This window comes from Rhizobium sp. C104, from assembly GCF_022354505.1.
Classification (GTDB): domain Bacteria; phylum Pseudomonadota; class Alphaproteobacteria; order Rhizobiales; family Rhizobiaceae; genus Rhizobium; species Rhizobium redzepovicii.
In genome coordinates this window covers 3,190,710-3,211,939 of sequence record NZ_CP092348.1, presented here as the reverse complement: position 1 = coordinate 3,211,939, position 21,230 = coordinate 3,190,710, and the positions used below count along the sequence as shown (strand labels likewise).

The 21,230-nt window shown below is 62.6% G+C and carries 17 protein-coding genes and 7 pseudogenes; 13 read left to right on the top strand and 11 right to left on the bottom strand.

What is annotated here, in order from left to right; translation table 11 throughout:
* Nucleotides 1–43: 43 nt before the first annotated feature.
* Nucleotides 44–619: a ribosome-associated translation inhibitor RaiA gene (gene raiA, locus MF410_RS17090; protein ID WP_003588952.1), complete on the top strand. Its 576-nt coding sequence runs from the start codon at nt 44–46 to the stop codon at nt 617–619.
* 69 nt (nt 620–688) lie between these two features.
* On the top strand, nt 689–1,153 hold the full coding sequence (ptsN, locus tag MF410_RS17085; RefSeq protein ID WP_003570770.1) for a PTS IIA-like nitrogen regulatory protein PtsN: 465 nt from the start codon (nt 689–691) through the stop codon (nt 1,151–1,153).
* Between the two features lie 176 nt (nt 1,154–1,329).
* Here ptsN and MF410_RS17080 read toward each other — a convergent pair.
* The 3 genes and pseudogenes from MF410_RS17080 to MF410_RS17070 all read right to left on the bottom strand — a co-directional run bounded on the left by MF410_RS17080 (nt 1,330) and on the right by MF410_RS17070 (nt 6,144).
* Nucleotides 1,330–3,667 (bottom strand): annotated as a pseudogene (locus tag MF410_RS17080) (methyl-accepting chemotaxis protein).
* A 303-nt stretch (nt 3,668–3,970) separates the two neighbouring features.
* Nucleotides 3,971–4,870 (bottom strand): ribokinase, encoded by a 900-nt coding sequence (locus MF410_RS17075; RefSeq protein WP_097624674.1) that lies wholly within the window; start codon nt 4,868–4,870, stop codon nt 3,971–3,973.
* A gap of 51 nt (nt 4,871–4,921) precedes the next feature.
* Nucleotides 4,922–6,144: pseudogene (locus MF410_RS17070) on the bottom strand (DNA recombination protein RmuC).
* A 233-nt stretch (nt 6,145–6,377) separates the two neighbouring features.
* Between MF410_RS17070 and def the strand changes: the two are divergent.
* The 5 genes and pseudogenes from def to truA all read left to right on the top strand — a co-directional run bounded on the left by def (nt 6,378) and on the right by truA (nt 9,390).
* Nucleotides 6,378–6,894: pseudogene (def, locus tag MF410_RS17065) on the top strand (peptide deformylase).
* Between the two features lie 64 nt (nt 6,895–6,958).
* Complete coding sequence (locus tag MF410_RS17060; protein WP_097624676.1) at nt 6,959–7,219, top strand: plasmid stabilization protein; 261 nt, start codon at nt 6,959–6,961, stop codon at nt 7,217–7,219.
* Nucleotides 7,216–7,634, top strand: a pseudogene (locus MF410_RS17055) (type II toxin-antitoxin system VapC family toxin). The gene MF410_RS17060 and the pseudogene MF410_RS17055 overlap by 4 nt, the downstream one beginning before the upstream one ends.
* A gap of 20 nt (nt 7,635–7,654) precedes the next feature.
* Nucleotides 7,655–8,590, top strand: a complete 936-nt coding sequence (fmt, locus tag MF410_RS17050; protein ID WP_239619908.1) for a methionyl-tRNA formyltransferase — start codon at nt 7,655–7,657, stop codon at nt 8,588–8,590.
* Nucleotides 8,590–9,390, top strand: a complete 801-nt coding sequence (gene truA, locus MF410_RS17045) for a tRNA pseudouridine(38-40) synthase TruA (protein WP_239619907.1) — start codon at nt 8,590–8,592, stop codon at nt 9,388–9,390. The genes fmt and truA overlap by 1 nt, the downstream gene beginning before the upstream one ends.
* Before the next feature lie 6 nt (nt 9,391–9,396).
* Here truA and MF410_RS17040 read toward each other — a convergent pair whose 3' ends face one another.
* From MF410_RS17040 to dapD, 3 genes are all read right to left on the bottom strand, one after another.
* Entirely contained in the window at nt 9,397–9,993 is a 597-nt protein-coding gene (locus MF410_RS17040) for a hypothetical protein (protein ID WP_003588938.1), read from the bottom strand.
* Nucleotides 9,980–11,173: a succinyl-diaminopimelate desuccinylase gene (gene dapE / locus MF410_RS17035; RefSeq protein WP_097624680.1), complete on the bottom strand. Its 1,194-nt coding sequence runs from the start codon at nt 11,171–11,173 to the stop codon at nt 9,980–9,982. Before dapE ends, MF410_RS17040 begins: the two co-directional genes overlap by 14 nt.
* Nucleotides 11,174–11,270: 97 nt before the next feature.
* Nucleotides 11,271–12,131: a 2,3,4,5-tetrahydropyridine-2,6-dicarboxylate N-succinyltransferase gene (gene dapD, locus MF410_RS17030; protein ID WP_097624681.1), complete on the bottom strand. Its 861-nt coding sequence runs from the start codon at nt 12,129–12,131 to the stop codon at nt 11,271–11,273.
* 193 nt (nt 12,132–12,324) lie between these two features.
* Here dapD and MF410_RS17025 point away from each other — a divergent pair, with 193 nt between their 5' ends.
* On the top strand, nt 12,325–13,191 hold the full coding sequence (locus MF410_RS17025) for an LOG family protein (protein ID WP_097624852.1): 867 nt from the start codon (nt 12,325–12,327) through the stop codon (nt 13,189–13,191).
* Nucleotides 13,192–13,282: 91 nt separating this feature from the next.
* On the opposite strand, the gene MF410_RS17020 is transcribed toward MF410_RS17025, so the two are convergent.
* Both MF410_RS17020 and MF410_RS17015 read right to left on the bottom strand, forming a co-directional pair.
* Nucleotides 13,283–13,918 (bottom strand): EF-hand domain-containing protein, encoded by a 636-nt coding sequence (locus tag MF410_RS17020; RefSeq protein ID WP_097624682.1) that lies wholly within the window; start codon nt 13,916–13,918, stop codon nt 13,283–13,285.
* A gap of 131 nt (nt 13,919–14,049) precedes the next feature.
* On the bottom strand, nt 14,050–14,763 hold the full coding sequence (locus tag MF410_RS17015; RefSeq protein ID WP_097624683.1) for a pyrimidine 5'-nucleotidase: 714 nt from the start codon (nt 14,761–14,763) through the stop codon (nt 14,050–14,052).
* A gap of 103 nt (nt 14,764–14,866) precedes the next feature.
* Here MF410_RS17015 and MF410_RS17010 point away from each other — a divergent pair.
* Nucleotides 14,867–15,941: pseudogene (locus MF410_RS17010) on the top strand (trifunctional transcriptional activator/DNA repair protein Ada/methylated-DNA--[protein]-cysteine S-methyltransferase).
* Complete coding sequence (locus tag MF410_RS17005) at nt 15,938–16,708, top strand: isocitrate lyase/phosphoenolpyruvate mutase family protein (RefSeq protein ID WP_097624685.1); 771 nt, start codon at nt 15,938–15,940, stop codon at nt 16,706–16,708. The pseudogene MF410_RS17010 and the gene MF410_RS17005 overlap by 4 nt, the downstream one beginning before the upstream one ends.
* A gap of 69 nt (nt 16,709–16,777) precedes the next feature.
* On the opposite strand, the gene MF410_RS17000 is transcribed toward MF410_RS17005, so the two are convergent.
* Both MF410_RS17000 and MF410_RS16995 read right to left on the bottom strand, forming a co-directional pair.
* Nucleotides 16,778–17,926 (bottom strand): alpha-hydroxy acid oxidase, encoded by a 1,149-nt coding sequence (locus MF410_RS17000; RefSeq protein ID WP_097624686.1) that lies wholly within the window; start codon nt 17,924–17,926, stop codon nt 16,778–16,780.
* Between the two features lie 106 nt (nt 17,927–18,032).
* Nucleotides 18,033–18,407, bottom strand: a pseudogene (locus MF410_RS16995) (acyl-CoA desaturase); the annotation flags it as partial.
* Between MF410_RS16995 and MF410_RS16990 the strand changes: the two are divergent.
* Nucleotides 18,403–18,664: pseudogene (locus MF410_RS16990) on the top strand (metalloregulator ArsR/SmtB family transcription factor). The pseudogenes MF410_RS16995 and MF410_RS16990 sit on opposite strands and share 5 nt — an antisense overlap.
* A gap of 176 nt (nt 18,665–18,840) precedes the next feature.
* On the opposite strand, the gene argB reads toward MF410_RS16990, so the two are convergent.
* Nucleotides 18,841–19,671 (bottom strand): acetylglutamate kinase, encoded by an 831-nt coding sequence (gene argB, locus MF410_RS16985; protein ID WP_239619906.1) that lies wholly within the window; start codon nt 19,669–19,671, stop codon nt 18,841–18,843.
* A gap of 201 nt (nt 19,672–19,872) precedes the next feature.
* Here argB and MF410_RS16980 point away from each other — a divergent pair, with 201 nt between their 5' ends.
* A complete protein-coding gene (locus MF410_RS16980; protein WP_097624687.1) occupies nt 19,873–20,412 on the top strand; it encodes a sigma-70 family RNA polymerase sigma factor in 540 nt (179 codons plus the stop codon).
* The gene (locus MF410_RS16975) at nt 20,409–21,128 is read left to right on the top strand and encodes an anti-sigma factor (protein ID WP_097624688.1); all 720 of its coding nucleotides are present in this window, start codon (nt 20,409–20,411) and stop codon (nt 21,126–21,128) included. The genes MF410_RS16980 and MF410_RS16975 overlap by 4 nt, the downstream gene beginning before the upstream one ends.
* Nucleotides 21,129–21,230: the final 102 nt, after the last annotated feature.

Here is a 21,230-nt window from a genome sequence, read left to right as displayed (position 1 = left end):
GCGTAAACTGATACCCGCAAACGACGATAAGAAGGGAAACTCCATGAGTGTGCGTGTGTCCGGTAAACATATGGAAATTGGTGACTCGTTCCGTCAAAAGATCGAGGACCAAATTGGTATGGCCATCACGAAATACTTCGACGGGGGATATTCGGGTCAGGTGACCGTGGAAAAGGCGAGTTCTCGTTACTCGGCAGACTGCAAGCTTCATCTCGACAGTGGGGTGGTGCTGCATGCGGCCGGCGAGGCGACGGACCCGCTGCTGGCTTTCGACGCCGCTTCGGAGCGCATCGAAAAGCGCCTGCGCCGCTACAAGCGCAAGCTGAAGGACCATCATGCCGGAAACCATCTGAACGGTTTTGCAGAAGTCTCCTACACGGTCATGGATTCCGTTCCTGACCACGAAGATGAGATCCCCGACGATTTCGCGCCGGCCATCGTCGCCGAAAGCACGAAGCAGCTGAAGACCATGTCGGTCGCCACCGCCGTGATGGCGCTCGACATGACCGACGAGCCGCTTCTCCTGTTCCGCAGCCCCGGCAAGGAACACTTGAACATCGTTTACCGTCGGCACGACGGAAATATTGGCTGGATCGATTCCGCCAATATCAAAGGCTGAGATCAGGCGGTGAGCGGCGGTATCGCCGCCGCTCGTTGCATTTGATCCCGGCGACAGAAGGAAAAAGAAATGGCATTGGCAGATTTGCTCCATCAGGATGCGATCATTCCCGCCCTCAGAGTAAATTCCAAGAAACAGTTGCTTCAGGAATTGGCCGCAAGAGCCGCCAGGATCACCGGGCTCTCCGAACGGGAGATCTTCGACGTCATCCTGCAGCGCGAACGCCTTGGCTCGACCGGCGTCGGCAACGGCATCGCCATTCCCCACGGCAAGCTGGTCAACATCCATTCGATCGTCGGCATCTTCGCCCGGCTGGAGCAGCCGGTCGATTTCGAAGCCCTGGACGACCAGCCTGTCGACCTCGTCTTCCTGCTGCTGGCGCCGGAAGGTGCCGGTGCCGATCATCTGAAGGCCCTGTCGCGGATCGCCCGCGTGCTGCGCGATCACGATCTGGTCGCCAAGCTGCGCGCCACGGATTCCGCTTCGGCAATCTACGCTTTCCTCAATGAGGAACAGACGTCGAACGCTGCCTGAGCGTCATTTATGTCTGAAATGCGAAAGGCGCCGGCTCATCCCGGCGCCTTTTGCATGATAATGCATGGCGCCGGGAAGTGTGCAGCGGTTCCCGGATAACGACATGCATAAAAACAAAGAGCCAAAGCGCGTCGCATGAATCAAGTTAGCCGTGACGCGCTTTAGGGAACTGATGCTCAGAACTCTTCCCAGCTATCCTGCGCCACGGCAGCCGAGCCTCGCGATGGAGCTGCCACGCGGCGGACCGCGGGGGTGGCACGAGGCGAAGCGGCCGGGGCAGCCGGCGCCCGCATCTGCTGGGCAACCGAGGTCAGTGCTGCGGCATTGCCTGAGCCTGCGACGCTGAAACGGGTAGCAAGCGCCTTCAGCGTCTGTGCCTCGTCGTTGAGGGCGACGCTGGCGGCGGTGGCTTCCTCCACCATCGCCGCGTTCTGCTGCGTCACCTGGTCCATCTGGTTCATGGCCTGGTTGATTTCCTTCAGGCCGACGGCCTGTTCGCTGGCCGATGCCGAGATCTGGCGGATGAGATCATTGATGCTCATCACCTGTTCGGCGATCTTGTGCAGCGTGCCGCCGGCCCGCCCGACCAGATCGACACCTTCCTTGACCTGGACGGCCGAGGTGTTGATCAGCGTCTTGATTTCCTTGGCGGCATTGGCCGAACGCTGCGCAAGTTCGCGCACCTCCTGGGCGACGACGGCAAAGCCCTTGCCGGCTTCCCCGGCACGCGCCGCCTCGACACCGGCGTTCAGCGCCAGCAGGTTGGTCTGGAAGGCGATCTCGTCGATGACGCCGATGATCCTCGAAACCTCCGTCGATGACTGCTCGATCCCTTGCATCGAGGCGATCGCCTTCTGCACCACTTCGCCGGACTTTTCGGCGTCCTGGCAGGCGAGGTTGACGTTGTCTGCGGCCGTGCGGGCGTTGTCGGCGCTGGAATCGACCTGTGCGGTGAGTTCGTTGAGTGCGGCCGCCGTCTCCTCAAGGCTTGCCGCCTGCTGTTCGGTGCGCTTGGCGAGGTCGGAAGCGCTGTTGCTGATTTCGCCGGTGCCCAAGCCGATATTGGCGACGCTGAGGTTCATCGTGTTGATGGTCTCTTCGAGGCTCGCAAGGGCGGCGTTGAAGTCCTGTTTCAGCTTGCCATATTCGCCGGGGAAATCGTCGATAATGCGGTGACTGAGATTGCCCTGCGACAGCGCCGAAAGGCCATCGCCGACGATCGAGACGATATGGCGCTGAAGCGATACCGATTGCTGGCGTTCCGATTCCGAACGGCCGCGCTCGGTCTCCGCCGCCTGCCGCTCTCTGGCGGCCTCGTCTTCGAGGCGACGGCTGTCGGCGAGCGTGAAGCGGAAGCCTTCGAGCGCCTTGGCGACCGAACCGATTTCGTCGGTACGGTCCTGGGCGGCGACCGGTTCGTCATACTTGCCGTCGCCCAGCGCTCCGACGCTGGCAACCAGCCCGCCGAGCGGTCGCTGCACCAGCGAGCGAACGGCGAAATAGAGCGCCAGCATCACTGCGCCGAGCACGATCAGGCCGTTCACGATCATCATGGTGGTCTGATCCTGCACCGGTGCGTTGATCGCCGTATGCGGGACATCGACGAGCACGACCCAGGTGGCGTTGACGCCGGGAACCGCGAACGGATAGACGACGCGGTCGAAAGGATCGAGGCCGTCATAGGCGAGGTTTCTGACGAGGCCCGGCTGTTTGCTTGACAGCGCCGATTTGACGGTGTCGGCGCCTTCGCCGTCATACTGCTTGGTCATCAGGTCGGGGATCGGCGCGACGATCCAGTTGCCGGTCTGCGACAGCAGCGTGACGCGGCCGGAGCCGAACGGATGCAGCGCCTGCAGCTTATCGGTCAGCGATTTCAGCGAGATGTCGACGCCGCCGACGCCGATCATCTTGCCACCCGACATCACGGGATAGGCGATCGAGGTCAACAGCGTCGGAACGTCGGTACCTTCGGCCATATAGGGCGTGGTGATCGCGCCCTTGCCGCTGTCGGCGGCGAGCTTCCACCATTCGGCGGTATAATCATTATCGAAAGTCGAATATTGGATGCCGCCATCCTTGGTTTTCGACCAGTAAGGCGTGAAGGCGCCGTTCTTGTTCGTGCCTTCGTCTTTGTCGTTGGCGATCTCGGTGGTCTTGCCGTCGAGCGCGCCGAGCTTGCTCGCAAAACCAGCTGCCGAAGGCGAAGGCGTTCTGCTCGAGATTGGCCTTCAGCACGTTGATCATGCCCTTGCGATCGAGCGCCTTGCCTTCATGGCCGCGGCCGATGACGCCGGACATGGTGCGCGCGGCGCTGGCGAGTTCGCCGACATTGGCGGCGATTTCATTTGCGATCGATTTCGCCTCGAGGTTCGCCTGATCCATCGTCAGCGTCTGGACGCGGTCCCGGGTCTGGCCGATGAGGAAAAAGTTCGAAACGACAAGGACAAGCGCGATGGCGATGCCGGTGATGACGATGAGCTTCGCGGCAAGCGATTTCATGCGGAATATGGACATGGGAATCCTCGGGCAAGGATGCGCCGAACGGGCATTTTCCGGCGCAGGAGCAAAGGCATCGCCCCGTCATGGAGCCGCCGCCTGCAGCGCCGTGCATCTGTTAAAGACGCGCAAAGGACGCCGCAGCATTTTGAATTATGCAATGGACGGCCGGATCAAAGGCATGCGTCACCGGCGACCAGGAGCAACATCGCTGGGGATCTGTTAAATTTGAATGAAATTTGGGCCGTGCGCCGCGGTAAAAAGGCAGGAATTCCCCTTAAAATTAAGGGCCCTGCCGGCGGCTTCGCAAAGAGACGCAGCTTATATCCTGGCTGCGACGTCCTCACCCCAAGGGATCGAAGGCTGCGCCCCGGATTTGAGGCAGGCGAGTGAACCGGCAACGGCCGCACGGCGCAGCGCCGAGGCAAAATCCAGGCCCTCGTCGAGGCTCGCCGCGAAATAACCGCAGAAAGTGTCGCCGGCGCCGACCGTATCGACGGGTTCGATCTTCAGACCCTGCGCCCTTAAGATCGCTCCGTCGCGAATGGCGATGACACCGTCGCCGCCAAGCGTCACGATCAGCGTCTGGCCGGTTTCGGCGTGCAGGCGCATCAGGGCTGCCTCGCGCGCCGGTGCGTCCATGCCGTCCTGTCCGGCTAGCCGCTCGAACTCGGTCTCATTGGCAATGACGATATCGGCAAGCCGGCCGAGGCGCGGCGCATCGGAAATCAAGGGCGCAAGGTTGAGGATACTGGTGACGCCCTTGGCGCGGGCGGCCGACAGGGCGCGTTCGACGGCATCAGCCGGCACTTCGAACTGCAGCATCAAGATATCGCCTTCCTTCATGCCGCCGATCGCCGTCTCGGCATCGTCAGCGGTGACCACGCCGTTGGCACCGGGAACGACGGCAATCATGTTTTCACCGTCGCCGCCGACAAGGATCAGCGCCGTGCCGGTGGGACCGTCGACATGCTTGACCAGAGAAAGATCGGTTCCCGCATCATCGAGCAGGGCAAGGGCATCGGCGGCGAAGCTATCCTTGCCGACAGCGCCTGCCATATGCACGTAGCGGCCGGAGCGCCGCGCAGCCAGTGCCTGGTTGGCGCCCTTGCCGCCGGCGGCGGTGGCAAAACCGTTGCCGGCCACCGTCTCGCCGGGCTTCGGCAGACGCTCGGTGGTGGCGATGAGATCCATGTTGATGGACCCGAAAACTGTAATCATCAGGGGTGTCCCGTCCTTTGGCGCATGCGGGCGAGACACTGCCCGAAGCGGTCACTCCTCGTCAACCACCCTGAGCTTGAGAAGCCCGGTGCGGCTTTCCACCGATTTGGCTGCGGGTTCGGTGTCGCGGCCCGGTTTGCTGTCGCCGCCGGCCTCGAATTCCAGCGCTTCGATCTTGGCGCCTCGCTTGGTCAGTTTGTCGGCCGAGGTGACGACCATGTCGATATCCTTCTGCGCCATGGCGAAATGGCCCTGCAGCTTGCGCACCCGCTCGTCGAGGCGGCCGAGGTCGTCCATTAGGATCGCCACTTCGCCTTGGATCAGATGTGCCTGCGCCCGCATGCGCTGATCCTTGAGCACGGCCTGGATGACCTGGATCGACAGCATCAGCAGCGATGGCGAGACGATGACGATGCGCGCGCGGTGCGCTTTCTGCACCACCGGCTCGAAGTTTTCGTGGATCTCGGCGAAGATCGATTCCGACGGCACGAAGAGAAAGGCCGTATCCTGGGTTTCCCCCTGGATCAGATATTCTCGGAAATGTCCCTGATATGGATCTCCATGTCGCGGCGGAACTGCTGGCCGGCGATCTTGCCCGCCTCCGGGCTGCCGGCGTCGCGGATCGCGTTCCAGGCCTCGAGCGGAAATTTCGCATCGATCACCAGCGGCGGCGCACCGTTCGGCATGCGGATCGTGCAGTCGGGCCGCGAGCCGTTGGAGAGCGTTTGCTGGAAGGCATAGGCGCCCATCGGCAGGCCGTCGGCGACAATGGTTTCCATTCGCGACTGGCCGAAGGCGCCGCGCGTCTGCTTGTTGGAAAGAATGGCCTGCAGCCCGACGACATCCTTGGCGAGCGTCTGAATATTGTTCTGCGCCGCATCGATCACCGCCAGCCGCTCCTGCAGCCGCTGCAAATTCTCATGCGTCGATTTGGTCTGCTCGGTGATCGTCGAGTTGACGCGCTGCGACATGCCGTCGAGGCGTTGGCTGATCGCCTGGTTCAGCTCGCTCTGCCGCGCGCCGAACACCTCGGTCATCACAGCGATCCGGCCCTGCATCTCCGCCTGGATCTTCAAAAGCTCGGCCATGCGCGCCTCGCTTTCAGCGGCACGAAAGCTTGCCTCCTCCGCCTGCTCGCGGCGAAGGCTTGCGCCGCGCAGCAGCAGCACGATCACCAGCAGGATAAGAGCCAGCAGAACCCCGCCGGCAAGCGCCAGCATGGCCGGGCTGATCGAGGCAAGCGACAAACTGAACGAATCGGAACTAGCGGTCATGCCGTAACCATAACAGAAGAGGTGGCAATATATAGATCAAAACGTGAACGGACATAGCGCCCCCAATGTCCTCGCAGGCCGAGGCGCTTGCTGGCCAAAAGGGTCGTTCCGGTACCGCTGCCGGCCAGCGGCCCGCGGCGAATATGGCGAAATTCCGGGCGGGGATGCAAAAAAGCGTCTTCCCTGCCTGCCGGATAATTCCATAGTCGGAAAAGATGGGTTATGGGAACGCCATGACCATCAAGCCACTCATCATTCTTCCCGATCCTATTCTCCGCCAGGCCTTCGAAGCCGATCGAGCGGGTCGATGCCGACCTGCAGCGTCTTGCTGACGATATGCTGGAAACCATGTACGACGCGCCGGGCATCGGCCTTGCGGCGATCCAGATCGGCGTGCCGCGCCGCGTGCTCGTCATCGACGTGTCGCGCGAAGGCGAGGAAAAGCAGCCGCAGGTCTTCATCAACCCGGAGATCGTCAAATCTTCCGACGAACGCTCGGTCTATGAAGAAGGCTGCCTGTCTATCCCGGATTATTATGCCGAGGTCGAACGCCCCGCCGTCGTCTCGGTCAAATATCTCGACCGGAACGGCAAGGAACAGACGGTGGAAGCCGATGGCCTGCTCGCCACCTGCCTGCAGCACGAGATCGACCATCTGAACGGCGTGCTGTTCATCGATTATATCTCGCGGCTGAAGCGGGAGATGGTGATCAAGAAATTCACCAAGGCGGCGAAGTCGAAGGCGCTCTGAGCGTCGCGTTGAAATTTCGCCGGCGAGGCGCTATGATATCACTGATATCATAATGGAGGTGCCGATGGGTGACCTGCTTATTCGCGATGTTCCGGATGCAATGAAGCGGCAGCTTCAGGAAAGCGCGCAGCGCAATGGCCGCAGCCTTTCGGAAGAGGCGATCGAAATCATCCGCCGGCAGATTGCTGTCGGGCGTTCGGGGGCTTCCGCCGGACAGCGCTTTCGCTCGCTGATGAGCGATGAAAGATTGAGCGATGAGGAGGTGGAAACCATCGCCGCATCGCGCCACGAACCCGACCGCGAACCGCCGCGCTTCGACACATGATCGTCCTCGATACGAATGTGATTTCCGAAATGCAGGGGAGAACCCACAGCGAGCGGATATTGAACTGGCTTGATGGCTATGACGTCGAGACGCTTTTCCTGACGACGATTGCCGTCGCCGAAATGCGCTATGGTCTTGAACTTCTTGATGACGGCAGGCGGAAGGCAACGTTGATATCCGACTTTAATAAGATCGAGTTGGAATTTTCAGGCCGTATCCTCGGTTTTTCCCTGAGCGCGGCCAATCGCTACGGCCTCTTGGCGGCACAGCGCAAGAGGGCGGGCGGCCGATGGAGACCAAGGATGCGATGATCGCCGCCATCTGCCTTGCAAACGGCGCCACGCTCGCCACCCGCAACACCAGAGATTTCGAGGGGCTTGATCTCAAGCTCGTAAACCCGTTTGAAGACGGCTGATCCTCAATTGGCGAGATAGAATGTCTCTTAGCATCATTTTCATGGGAACACCGGAGTTCTCCGTTCCGACCCTGCGCCTGCTGGTCGATGCCGGACACAGGATCATCGCCGTCTATACGCAGCCGCCGCGGCCGGGCGGGCGACGCGGGCTCGATCTGCAGAAATCGCCGGTGCATCAGGCGGCCGAACTGCTCGGCCTGCCGGTTTTCACGCCGGTCAATTTCAAAGATCCCGAGGAGCGCGAGAGGTTCGCCGCTCTCAAGGCCGATGTCGCCGTCGTCGTCGCCTATGGATTGCTGCTGCCGGAGGCGGTTTTGAACGGCACCCGCGACGGCTGCTACAACGGCCACGCCTCGCTGCTGCCGCGCTGGCGGGGTGCGGCGCCCATCCAGCGGGCGATCATGGCGGGTGACGCAGAAACCGGCATGATGGTGATGAAGATGGACAAGGGGCTCGATACCGGCGCCGTGGCGCTCACCCGCACAGTCGAGATCGGCCCGAACATGACGGCAGGCGAACTGCACGACCGGTTGATGCAGGTCGGCGCCAAGGCGATGGCGGAAGCCATGGTGAAGCTGGAGATGAACGACCTGCCGCTGACGCCGCAGCCGGAAGATGGTGTGCTCGATGCCGCCAAGATCGACAAGGCCGAAACCCGCATCGATTTTGCCAGGGATGCCCTAGATGTGCACAATCATATCCGCGGTCTGGCGCCATTTCCCGGCGCCTGGTTCGAGCTCGAGATCGGTGGCAAGCCTGAGCGCGTGAAGGTGCTCGGCTCGGAGCTGGCTGAAGGCGAGGGGCCTGCCGGGCAATTGCTGAGCGACGACCTCGCGGTCGCCTGCGCCTCGGGTGCTGTGCGGCTGACCAGGCTGCAGAAGGCAGGCGGCAAGCCGCTGGCCGCGGCCGATTTCCTCAGGGGTACGCCGCTTGCCGTCGGCACGAGGCTTTCCTGATGCCGCGCTTCCGCATGACCGTCGAATATGACGGCGGCCCCTATGTCGGCTGGCAGCGGCAGGAGAACGGCCCCTCGGTGCAGGGCGCGATCGAAGCCGCAGTGCTGTCGCTGACCGGCGAGACCGTCTCGATCCGCGGCGCCGGCCGCACCGATTCGGGCGTCCACGCCATGGGCCAGGTGATCCATGTCGATCTGTCGAAGGCATGGTCGCCGTACCAGCTGCAGAATGCCTTGAACGCGCATCTGAGGCTTGCCGGCGAGCGTGTTTCCATTCTCGATGTCGAGGCGGTTGCGGAATTCTTCGATGCCCGTTTCTCGGCGTTGCGCCGCCATTATCTCTACCGGATCGTCAGCCGACGGGCGCCGCTGGCGCTGGAAGCCGGCAAGGCCTGGTGGGTACCGAAGGCGCTCGACCACGAGGTCATGCACGCCGCCGCCCAGAGGCTGGTCGGCCGCCACGATTTCTCCACCTTCCGCGCCGCTCATTGCCAGGCAAACAACCCGGTGCGCACGCTCGATCGGCTGGATGTGACGCGCAGCGGCGAGCTGATCGAGATCCGCGCCACGGCGCAGAGTTTTCTCCACAACCAGATCCGCTCCTTCGCCGGCACGCTGAAGCTCGCCGGCGAAGGCAAATGGACGCCTGACGATGTCGAGGCCGCCCTTGCGGCGCGCGACCGCAAGGCCTGCGGCCCGGTGGCGCCGCCCGACGGGCTCTATTTCCTGCAGGTGGATTATCCGGAGGTGATCGTCGACCGGCGCAGGCCGGTCAGCGAGACCGATGACGATCCATCGTAAGCTTGGTCAGACCGGATAGATGCCGAGGAAGTGCTGCAGATATTCCGAAAGGATCATCGACGGCACCAGCAGCACCAGCGTCATTGCCCCGACCATCAGCGGATGACCGTGGCAGATCATCCGCAGAATGCGCGCCAGCACGAAGACCTGAGCCAGCATGAAGGCAAGCAGCAGCAGCGAGACAAGGCCGACGGAGCCGGGAAGGAAGACAACCATCGCCAGCAGCAGCCCGTTGATATAGGAGAGCGGCACGCCGAGCCAGTTGACGCTGACGACGACAGGGGCGAAACGCTCGCCCATGCGGAAGGCAAGCAGCAGCAGCCCGGCAAAAACCAGCGGCACGAACCAGTTGGCGAGCTCGACGAAGCCGAGCCTGAGATAGAAGGCAAAGCCGACATCGGCTTCCGGCGGCATCGACCGCAGAAAGACCTGCCGCCACCAGAGCCAGGAAATGCCCATCGGCGGCAGGCACCAGGCGATCGCCCAGAACGAGCGGTTCACGCCGCGCTCGGACAAATCGAGGTAGCGGAAGCCGCGCGGATCCAGCCGGATCAGCAGCCAGAGGCCGGCCAAATAGTATTGGACTTCCCTAAGCCCCGGCATTGGCGAACCAGTGGGCAATGAAGGTCTCGTAGATCGCCGTCAGCATCTCCAGATCGGAAACGGCGACGCGCTCGTCGACCATGTGCATCGTCTGGCCGACGAGGCCGAACTCGACGACCGGGCAATAATCCTTGATGAAACGCGCATCCGAGGTGCCGCCGGTGGTCGAAAGCGCCGGCGAGCGGCCGGTGACACTTTCGACGGCTGAAGAGAGCGAGGCGATCAGGGCATTGTTGCGGGTGAGGAAGACATGGCTCGGCCGGTCGGCCCAGACGATATCGTATTTCACCGGTTCGCGGCCCGGCCGCAGCCGACCATCCCCGGCGGCGGCGTCGAGGCGCCGCAGGATTTCGGCGCGCAGCGTCTCGGCCGTCCAGCTGTCGTTGAAGCGGATGTTGAAGCTGGCCGAGGCCTTGGCCGGAATGACGTTGGTCGCCGGATTGCCGACATCGACCGTGGTCACCTCAAGGTTTGAGGGCTGAAAATCGTCGGTGCCGCCGTCGAAGGGCGGATCCATCAGCGCCTCCGTCAGCTGCAGCATGCCGCGCACCGGATTGTCGGCAAGATGCGGATAGGCGGCGTGGCCCTGGACGCCATGCACGGTGATCTTGCCCGACAGCGAGCCGCGCCGGCCGATCTTGATCATGTCGCCGAGCCTGTCCGGATTGGTGGGCTCGCCGACCAGGCAGGCATCCCAGCGTTCGCCGCGTTCGGCCGCCCACTGCAGGAGCTTGGTTGTGCCGTTGATCGCCGGGCCTTCTTCGTCGCCGGTGATCAGCAAGGAAATCGAGCCCTTGGGCGGCCCGCTCTTTTCGATATGGCGGGCGACGGCGGCGACGAAGCAGGCAATGCCGCCCTTCATGTCGACGGCGCCGCGACCGAAGAGTTCGCCCTTCGATATCTCGGCGGCGAAGGGCGGATGCGTCCAGGCGGCCTCGTCGCCGACCGGCACGACATCGGTATGGCCGGCAAACATCAGATGCGGGCCGTCCTTGCCAAGCCGGGCATAGAGGTTTTCAATATCGGCGGTTCCCGCTTCGCTCGCTTTCACCTTGTCGACAGTGAAGCCGAGCGGCGCAAGCATGGCGTCGAGCGCCGACAGCGCGCCGCCTTCGGCCGGTGTCACCGAGGGGCAGCGAATCAGCGTCTGAAGATTGGCGACGGGATCGGTAGCGGTCATGGCGTCGAACTATCCGGCGGGAATGGCAAAGACATGGCAAGGCGGCGGCCTCGCGCAAAAGACGCCGCCTGTTTACCGGATCAAAGTCCTGGTGTCATCAATCTCTGAGCAGCTCGTTGATGCCGGTCTTGGATCGGGTCTGTTCATCGACGCGCTTGACGATGACGGCGCAGTAGAGATGCGGCGCTGGCTTGCCGTTGCCCATGGTCGCACTGCCCGACGGCATCGAGCCGGCGACGACGACGGAATAGGGCGGCACTTCGCCGTAGCTCACTTCGCCGGTGGCGCGGTCGACGATCTTGGTCGACTTGCCGATAAAGACGCCCATGCCGAGCACCGAGCCTTCGCGGACGATACAGCCTTCGACCACTTCCGAACGGGCGCCGATGAAGCAATTGTCTTCGATGATCGTCGGGCCGGCCTGCATCGGCTCCAGCACGCCGCCGATGCCGACGCCGCCGGAGAGATGCACATGTTTGCCGATCTGCGCGCAGGAGCCGACCGTCGCCCAGGTATCGACCATCGTGCCTTCGCCGACATAGGCGCCGAGATTGACGAAGGAGGGCATCAGGATGGCGTTCGGGGCGATATAGGCCGAGCGGCGCACGACGCAGTTCGGCACGGCGCGGAAGCCGGCGGCGCGGAACTGGTTCTCGCCCCAGTTCTCGAATTTCGAGGGCACCTTGTCCCACCAGGTGGAATTGCCCGAGCCGCCCTTGACCACGTCCATGTCGTTGAGGCGGAAGGACAGGAGCACGGCCTTCTTCAGCCACTGATTGACCGTCCAGGCGCCGTCGGCGCCGCGCGTTGCGACACGAACCTTGCCGGCATCGAGCAGGTCGAGCGCTGCTTCGACCGCATCGCGAACCTCGCCCTTGGTCGACGTGTTCACATTGTCGCGATTGTCGAAGGCGGCTTCGATGGTCTTTTCGAGGGATGCGAGGTCGGTGGCGCTCATGAGAATTCCTTAAACTTCGATCTTTATCGTGGAGACGGCGGAGTCTCCGGAATGCGGTTGGCAGGGATTTAACCTGCTCTACAGCATGCAGCCGTAGAACGGAATGATTTTTCCAACAAGATCATACTTGGATTCAAGGCGTTATAGCGACATATCCGGCTTTGAAGCCGGCAAGACTGAAAGGCATTTCGACATGGCGAAGGGACGAAACGGCGGGTCGCGGCGCAAGGATGGCGTATGGGACCCGCTGAAGAGCAGCTCGACCGACAGGCAGCGCGCCGAGGCTGTGCCGAAGACGCCGCAGACGATGTCGCCCGCCTACCGCCTTGCCTATGTCGACGAAGATTTCCTCTGCCGTGAGGAGCTGCGGCCGATCCGCCTGCAGCTGGAGCTGCTGAAGACGGAGATGATGCTGACGGAGCGCGGCATCCGCTCGACCGTCGTCATGTTCGGCGGCGCCCGTATTCCCGCCCCCGGCCAGAGCGCTTGGGCGGCACGCAACGACATCCAGCGCGCCAATCTGGAGGCGGCCTCCGTCTATTATGACGAGGCGCGAAAATTCGCCCGGCTCTGCTCGAAATATTCGGCGACCCTCGGGTTCCAGGAATATGTCATCGTCACCGGCGGCGGTCCCGGCGTCATGGAGGCCGGCAATCGCGGCGCGGCCGACGAGGGCGCACCCTCGATCGGCCTCAACATCGTGCTGCCGCACGAACAGGCGCCGAACGCCTATGTGACGCCGGAACTCAGCTTCAACTTCCACTATTTCGCCATTCGCAAGATGCATTTCATGGTGCGCGCCAAGGCAATCGCCGTCTTTCCCGGCGGCTTCGGAACGCTCGACGAATTCTTCGAATGCCTGACGCTGATCCAGACCGGCCGCATGGAGCGGCTGCCGCTGATCCTCTTCGGCGAAGCCTTCTGGCGCCGCATCGTCAATTTCGATGCCCTGGCCGAATTCGGCACGATCGCGCCCGACGACGTCAAGCTGATCAGCTTCGTCGACACGGCCGAAGCCGCGTGGAAGATCATCCAGGATTTCTATGAGCATCGCGAATAGCGGCTCGGCATCCCGTTCGTAAGACGTGGCTCTTTCCCCGCCGGGCGGGGAAGAGCGGAGGCGATGGTTCGCCCAACCTTGCAGCCGCGGCCTACAGCAGCGGCCGGTCCGGCATGTCGTCGATCGAGATGACGCCGTCCTTGTTGCGGTCCATCCGCGCAAACAGCTTGTCGAAGGCGGCAACGGCTTCCTGTTTGGAAATCTGGCCGTTCTGGTCGGTATCAACCCGGTGCATCATCATCGAGGCGCGCATGAAGTTGCCGCCATGGCGCATCCAACGGTGCCCGTCATGACCATCATGCCCGCCGTGACCGTCGCGTGGCGGCCGGCCCTGGTCGTCATTGCCTGGCGTCGCGGCTGCGGTATCGGTATCCTTGTTTTCGCTGGCCTCCTGCTTGCGCTGATCTCTCATCGCCTGCATCTGCGTCTTCTGGTATGCGCTGATTTCACCGGGCGTCAGCGAGCCGTCATTATTGGTGTCGATCGCAGCGAAAACCTTGTCGAGGCCGGCGGTCGCTTCTTCTTTGGAGACCTTGCCGTCCTTGTTGGCGTCGAACTGCTTGAGCATCCTGACATAGGTGATTTCGCGGAAGGCGGCAGGCCCCGGACCGTGCATGCCGGGGTGCTGGCGCGGCGCGTCACCGGGTGCGGCATGGCCTGCCCCGGCGGCTGCGCCGAAGATGAGGGTGGAGGAAAGCGCTGCCAGTATCAGCTTGTTGCGGTACATCGTATTTGCCTTTCGTGAGGTGTCCCCTCACGAAGAAAGCTACGGCAGCAGGGCGGAAAGCCCCAGTTAAACATCGGTAAGCTGAATGAAACTTTGGTAATCCGTCAGTCGCCGCCAACCCAGGGGCCAGATCAGCTCCGAGCGGTAATCTTGCCGAGAAAGGCGGCGAGGTCGTCGGTGACGAAATCGATGTGATCCTCTTCGCCGCTGGTCTTTTCCCACCATTCGACGAGCGTGTCTTCCAGATTGCGCGGCACCAACAGCACTGTCTGCATGCCGAGCGCCTTCGGCACCGTCAGATTGCGCGGCAGATCCTCGAACATCGCCGCCTTGCTCGTTTCGACGCATTTTAACGCCGTGAACTTGTCGTAGGTCGCCTGCGCCGGCTTCGGCACATAGTCGGCGGCGACGATATCGAAGATGTCGTCGAAATGCTCGAGAATGCCGAGCGCACCGGCCGTCATTTCCGCATGTTTGACGCTGCCATTGGTAAAGATGAACTTACGCCCGGGCAGCGCCTTGATCGCCGCGGCGAGTTCCGGCTGCGGCGTCAGCGCCGTGTAGTCGATCGCATGCGCCTTTTCGAGGAAGTCGTTCGGGTCGATGCCGTGATGAATCATCAGGCCCTGCAGCGTCGTGCCGTGCTCGAGGTAATATTGCTTCTGCAGCTTGCGCGCCTCTTCCCGCTCCATCTGCAACAAGGCCGCGACATAGGCGGTCATGTTCTTGTCGATCTGCGCGAAGAGATTGACATGATGCGGATAGAGCGTGTTGTCGAGGTCGAAGACCCAGTCTGTGACGTGCGCGAAATCGGCTTTATCAGGCGTGCGGTCGATCTTTGTCATGGCGGTCTTATGGCATGGGCGCGGCCGCAAGGAAATCGACAAGAATAAAATAGACGCCCGATTTTCGGCGGACGGCGCATGCGCGGGATGCTAGAAAGCGGATATGCTTTTCGAACGCCCCGACGACGATACGCTCTATGACGCCTTGATCGCGCGCAGCGCTGATTATGAGGGGCAGGCCTATGTCTGCGTCAAGACGACGGGCATCTTCTGCCGGCTGACCTGCCCGGCGCGCAAGCCGAAGCGGGAAAATACCCTGTTCTTCGAGACGATCGCCGCTTGCATGCATTCCGGCTTTCGTCCCTGCCGGCGCTGCAGGCCGCTGGAACAGCCGGGCAGGGAGCCGATCGTCGACGAACTGCTTGCGGCACTCGACGCTCAGCCGGAGGTTCGCTGGACCGAGGAGGAGATTGTCCGCCGTGGCCATGATCCCTCGACGGTGCGCCGCGCCTTCAAGCGGGCGCTCGGCATGACCTTCCATGACATCGTCCGCTATCGCCGGCTCGGCGAAGCGGCCCGGCAGCTGGCCGACGGCGCGCGCGTCATCGATGCGCAGATCGACGCCGGATACGAGTTCTCCGAGCGGCTTTCGCACGGCATTCCAGCGGCTCGTCGGTAAAGCGCCGGCGCTCTCGCAAAACCGCGAATTGCTCGTTGCCGATTGGTTCGCCACCCCGCTCGGGCCGATGATCGCGGTTGCCGACAAGACGCATCTGCACCTTCTCGAATTTCATGATCGTAAGGCGCTGCCGACTGAGCTCGAAGCGCTGCAGAAGCGCGTCCGATCCTCGGTCGCAATCGGCCGCACCCCTGTCATCGACCAGATCGAGGCGGAGATCCGGGATTATTTCGAGGGCCGGCCCACCGTTTTCACGACGCCGCTGGCGCTTGGCGGTACGCCCTTCGAAAAACATGTCTGGGCAAAGCTGATGGAAATCCCTGTCGGTGAGACGCGCGCCTATGGCGATCTTGCCAGGGAGATGGAAAGGCCGGAGGTGGTGCGGGCCGTCGGCCGCGCCAATGGCGCCAACCAGCTTGCCATCATCGTGCCCTGCCATCGTATCCTCGGCGCGGATGGTTCGCTGACCGGCTACGGCGGCGGGCTCTGGCGCAAACAGTGGCTGCTGCGCCATGAAGAGAAAATCAGTACACAGGCGAAGATGGAGGAGACAGCATGAACCAGATTGAGAAGGCCAAGGCATTCGCCGCGCTGCATAAGAAGGGCGATCCGATCGTCCTCTACAATATCTGGGATGCCGGCACGGCGAAGGCGGTGACGGAAGCCGGCGCCAAGGCGCTCGCGACCGGAAGCTGGTCGGTCGCCGCAGCCCACGGGTTTGCCGATGGCGAGAAACTCCCGATGCAGGTACTTGTGGAGACGGCGAAATCCATCACCGCCGTCATCGACCTGCCGCTGTCGGTCGATTTCGAAGGCGCCTATTCGGCGGAGCCCGAGGGGGCGGCGGCCAATGCCGCCAGGCTGGTGGATGTCGGCGCCATCGGCATCAATTTCGAAGATCGGGTGGTTGCCGGCGAGGGGCTCTACCCCGCCGAGAGCCAGGCGGCCCGCATCCGCGCCATTCGCGCCATGGCCGACGGCAGAGACATCCCCTTCTTCATCAACGCCCGCACCGATCTCTTCCTCGCCGAAGGCGATCTTGCCAAACATGCCGGTCTGGTGGACGAGGCGATCGAGCGCGGCAGGGCCTATGCGGCGGCCGGCGGCAACGGTTTCTTCGTTCCCGGCCTGATCGATCCCGCCTTGATCGAAAAGATCTGCGCTGCATCGTCGCTGCCGGTCAATATCATGATGCGGGCGGGCGCTCCCGATGTGAAAACCCTGGCAAAGCTCGGTGTCGGCCGCATCAGCTATGGACCGGGGCCTTACCGGTCGATGATGGAAAAGCTGAAACAGGAGGCGGCGGCGATTTACAGCACGCTCTGAGGCCGAGATGTGCGCGGGCCGCAGCTCTCAGATGAAAGACTGCGGCCCGAAAATGACATCCCACTCCGCTCAGGAACGGAAGCGCAGATTGCGCCGTGTCAGCTGGTCGACCGAGGTGCAACCCATCAGCTTCATGTCCCGTTCGATCTCGGTGCGCATCGTCTCCAGCGCCCGTTCGACGCCGGGCCGCCCGGCGGCGGCAAGCGGGAAGAGATAATAGCGGCCGAGCCCGACCGCCTTCGCCCCCAGCGACAGCGCTTTAAGAACATGCGTGCCCCGCTGCACGCCGCCATCCATCATCACGTCGATCCGGTCGCCCACCGCGTCGACGATTTCAGCCAGCTGGTCGAAGGCGCTGCGCGAACCGTCGAGCTGGCGGCCGCCATGGTTGGAAAGCACGATGCCGGTGCAGCCGATCTCGACCGCGCGCTTGGCGTCTTCGACCGACATGATGCCCTTCAGGCAGAATTGCCCGCCCCAGGCCTGCACCATGTCAGCCACGTCGTTCCACGACATGGAGGGGTCGAGCATTTCGGTGAAATATCGGCTGATCGACAGGGCGCCGCCGTCCATCTTCACGTGGTTTTCGAGCTGCGGCAGCCGGAACGCCTCATGCGTCATCCAGTCGATCGCCCAGGACGGCTTGATCGCAAACTGCATCATGCCGGCGAGATTGAGCTTGAAGGGAATGGCAAAGCCGGTGCGCTTGTCGCGCTCGCGGTTGCCGCCGGTAATGCTGTCGACCGTCAGCATCATCGCCTGCACGCCGGCATTCTTCGCCCGCGCCATCATCTCGTGGTTGAGGCCGCGGTCCTTGTGGAAATAGAACTGATAGACCTGCGGCCCGGCGCTGATCTGCCGCGCTTCCTCCAGGCTGATCGTGCCGAGCGAGGAGACGCCGAACATCGTGCCGTATTTTCCCGCCGCCGCCGCGACCGCCCGCTCGCCCTGGTGGTGGAAAAGCCGCTGTAGCGCCGTCGGCGAGCAATAGACCGGCATCGCCAGCTTCTGCCCCATGACGGTTACCGACATGTCGACCTCGGCCACCCCGCGCAAGACGTCGGGCACCAGATCGCAAGCTTCGAACGCCGCGCTATTGCGCCGATAGGTCACCTCGTCATCTGCAGCGCCGTCGATATAATCGAAGATCGGCCCGGGAAGCCGCCGTTTGGCCATGCGCCGGAAATCGTGAAAATTATAGCAGTCTGTAAGGCGCATCTGTTTGCTCGACCCGTTAAGTTTCGGGGCGCAACCTAAAGCACGATTCGAAATCTTGCCAAGGCTAGATCGGGCGATTTGCGGCTTCTTCGAGCGGATATCGCAGTCAGGGGCGCGATTCCGCCTGATGTTGCGGCTGATTGCCACCGGAAGCGGATGTGTCGACGCGCTTCAACCCTCGCCGTGGCACGATCATGTGCGGGAGCTTGATCGCCGAAGCCAGGCCGATCCCCGCCAGCAGCCGGATGAAATACCAACCGAGGTCCAACTGCCCCGGCTCGATGCCGAGCCGCGCCGATTCCGGAAAGGCGTGATGGTTGCCGTGGAAGCTCTCGCCAAAGGTCACCAGCCCGAAATGCGGCAGGTTGTAACCCTGCACCGCGACGTCATCGACACGCCATCCCTGATGACCGGCCCGGTGGGCGAAATGACCGACCAGCCAGTGTCCGGTCAGCGACACCGATACCCGCACGGCAATGCCCCGTGCCTATCTCTCGGCATCCGGCTTGACCGCCGGCGAGATCGCAGACCGCTTCAGCATGTCCAAGCCGGCCGTTTCGCAGCATCTTTCCATTCTTGAAACGGCGGGGCTGATCAGACGGGAGAAGCAGGGCCAGTTCGTCCACTATTCCCTGTTTGGTCAATACGCTCAATGGCTTCGTGCAGGAGGTCTGCCCGGTCAGCCGGCCGATCAAGAAGGAAAGCCAGGCGCGCGTCCGCGCCAAAGAATTGCCTTGAGCATCGGGGCCGATCCTGTGCCGGCGTGATCGCGAGAAAGGATGGAAGAGGTCGGGCAGGCGCCTCTGACGCATGGGCGCTACTGACTGCTCTTCCCGATGGAAAAGCTGAAACAGGACTCACGAGCAGGAGGAGGGGAGACGCGCCCTTCGTTCCGATGAAAGGCGCACCCTCGATCAGGGAACGATCAGCGTCCCAATGCCGTGCTCGGTGAAGATTTCCAGCAGGACGGAATGGGCGGTCTTGCCGTTCAGGATGACGACGCCCTGGACGCCGGCCTTGATCGCATCGATGCAGGTCTCGACCTTCGGGATCATGCCGCCCGAGATCGTGCCGTCGGCGATCAGCGCATGCGCCTCGGCGACGGAAAGCTCCTTGATCAGTTGACCATTCTTGTCGAGCACGCCGGCCACATCGGTCAGGAACAGCAGCCGGGTGGCGTTGAGCGCGCCGGCAATGGCGCCGGCGAAGGTATCGGCGTTGATATTGTAGGTGGCGCCGTCGCGGCCGGGTGCGACGGGCGCGATCACCGGGATCATCTCCGAGCGGGCGAGCAGATCGAGCAGCGTGCGGTCGACCTCGACCACTTCGCCGACGAAGCCGAGATCGAGCACGCGCTCGATGTTCGAATCCGGATCCTTGACGGTCTTGCGCGCCTTTTCGGCGAAGACCATGTTGCCGTCCTTGCCGCAAAGGCCGATCGCCCATTCGCCGGTCTGGTTGATCAGCGCGACGATTTCCTTGTTGATCGAGCCGGCGAGCACCATCTCCACGATCTCGACCGTCTTCTGGTCGGTGACGCGCAGCCCGCCCTCGAATTTCGATTCGATGCCCATCTTGTTCAGCATGGCGCCGATCTGCGGGCCGCCGCCGTGAACGACGATCGGGTTGACGCCGGATTGCTTCAAAAGGGCGATGTCGCTGGCAAAGGCCTTGCCGAGTTCGGGATTGCCCATGGCGTGGCCGCCATATTTCACGACGATCGTCTTGTTTTCATAACGCTGCATGAAGGGCAGCGCCTTGGCCAGAAGCCGTGCCTGCAGTTCGCTTTCGGAACTCGTTCATGGGGACCCCGCGGAATTGTTCGCGGCCTTTTATCGCAAGTTTCCGACAGAGGGAATAATCCAGAGGGCAATAGTTTTTCGTATCTGGCGCGGAGCCGGTGGCCTTTAGCGTCCGGCGCACCCAAGCATGAGATGAGGAACGGCATGCAAGGCGATGAGATTGCAGACCTGATCGGCCGCGTCGCGCTCGGCGACCGCCGGGCCTTTGTTGCCCTTTACAATCAGACCGGGCCGAAACTTTTTGCCATCTGCCTGCGTATCTTGAAGGATCGCACGGAAGCCGAAGAAGCCCTGCAGGAAGTTTATATCAGCATCTGGCAAAGGGCCGGAAGCTACCAGGCAGCGACAGGATCGTCGGCAGCGTGGCTTTCGGCGATTGCCCGCAACCGGTCGATCGACGCGTTGCGGTCGCGCAAGCCCGTCGCCGACGAAATCGACAGTGCCTATGATCTTGCCGACGCCGCACCCGACCCGGAAATGCAGACGGTGACGAAGGATGAAGGAAGGCGGATTGACACCTGCATGGAAGAGTTGGAAGCTGATCGTGCGGTCGCGGTGAAACGGGCTTATGTCGAAGGGCTGAGCTATCAGGAACTGGCCGATCAGTTTGGTGTCCCGCTGAACACGATGCGGACCTGGCTCAGGCGCAGCCTGTTGAAACTGAGAGAGTGCATGGAACGATGACATCGCCCGACAAAAGCAAGGGAGACCGCTCCCGCGACGAGGTTCTCGCCGGCGAATATGTGCTTGGCGTCCTGTCGCTGCAGGATCGGCGGGTGGTGGAAGAGCGCATGCGCCACGATCGGCCCTTTGCCGCGATCGTCAGCCGCTGGGAAACCAACCTTTCTGCCTTCAATGACGAATATGAAACCGCCTCGCCGAACCGGGAAACCTTCAAGCAGATCGAGGCGCGGCTATTCGGCGATGCTCAAAAACCCGCATCCTTTTCGCAAGGCCTCTGGAATTCGGCAGTCTTCTGGCGCTCGCTGAGCTTTGCCTGCGTCGTCGTCGCCGTCAGCGCCGTCATCTTCGCCTCGGGCGTCGTGCCTGAGCCGCAGGGACCGACACCGCTGGTCGCCTCGCTTTCCGGCCAGAACAGCGCCATCAATCTTCTTGCCTCCTACGAGCTGCAGAGTGGACGGCTGAAGATCGTGCCGGTCGCCGCCGGCAAGCCGGAGGAGAAGTCGCTGGAACTCTGGCTGGTGCCGGGCAGCGGCCTGCCGAAATCGCTCGGCGTCTTCCAGCCGGGCGAGAGCGGCGAACTCGTCATTCCCGCCGATCTGCGCAGCAATCTCGCCGATGGCGCGACGCTTGCCGTCAGCCTCGAACCCTTCGGCGGCTCGCCGACCGGCCAGGCGACCGGTCCGGTGATCGCAAGCGGCGCATTGCGCCGGCCATGATCGGGCGCCGGCCGTAAATCGCGTCGGCCATGAAATCATTTTCTCCTGTCTGAAACTCTTTGGCGCAAGCCGCCGTAGTTCGAAATGTCCGGACGACGCTCA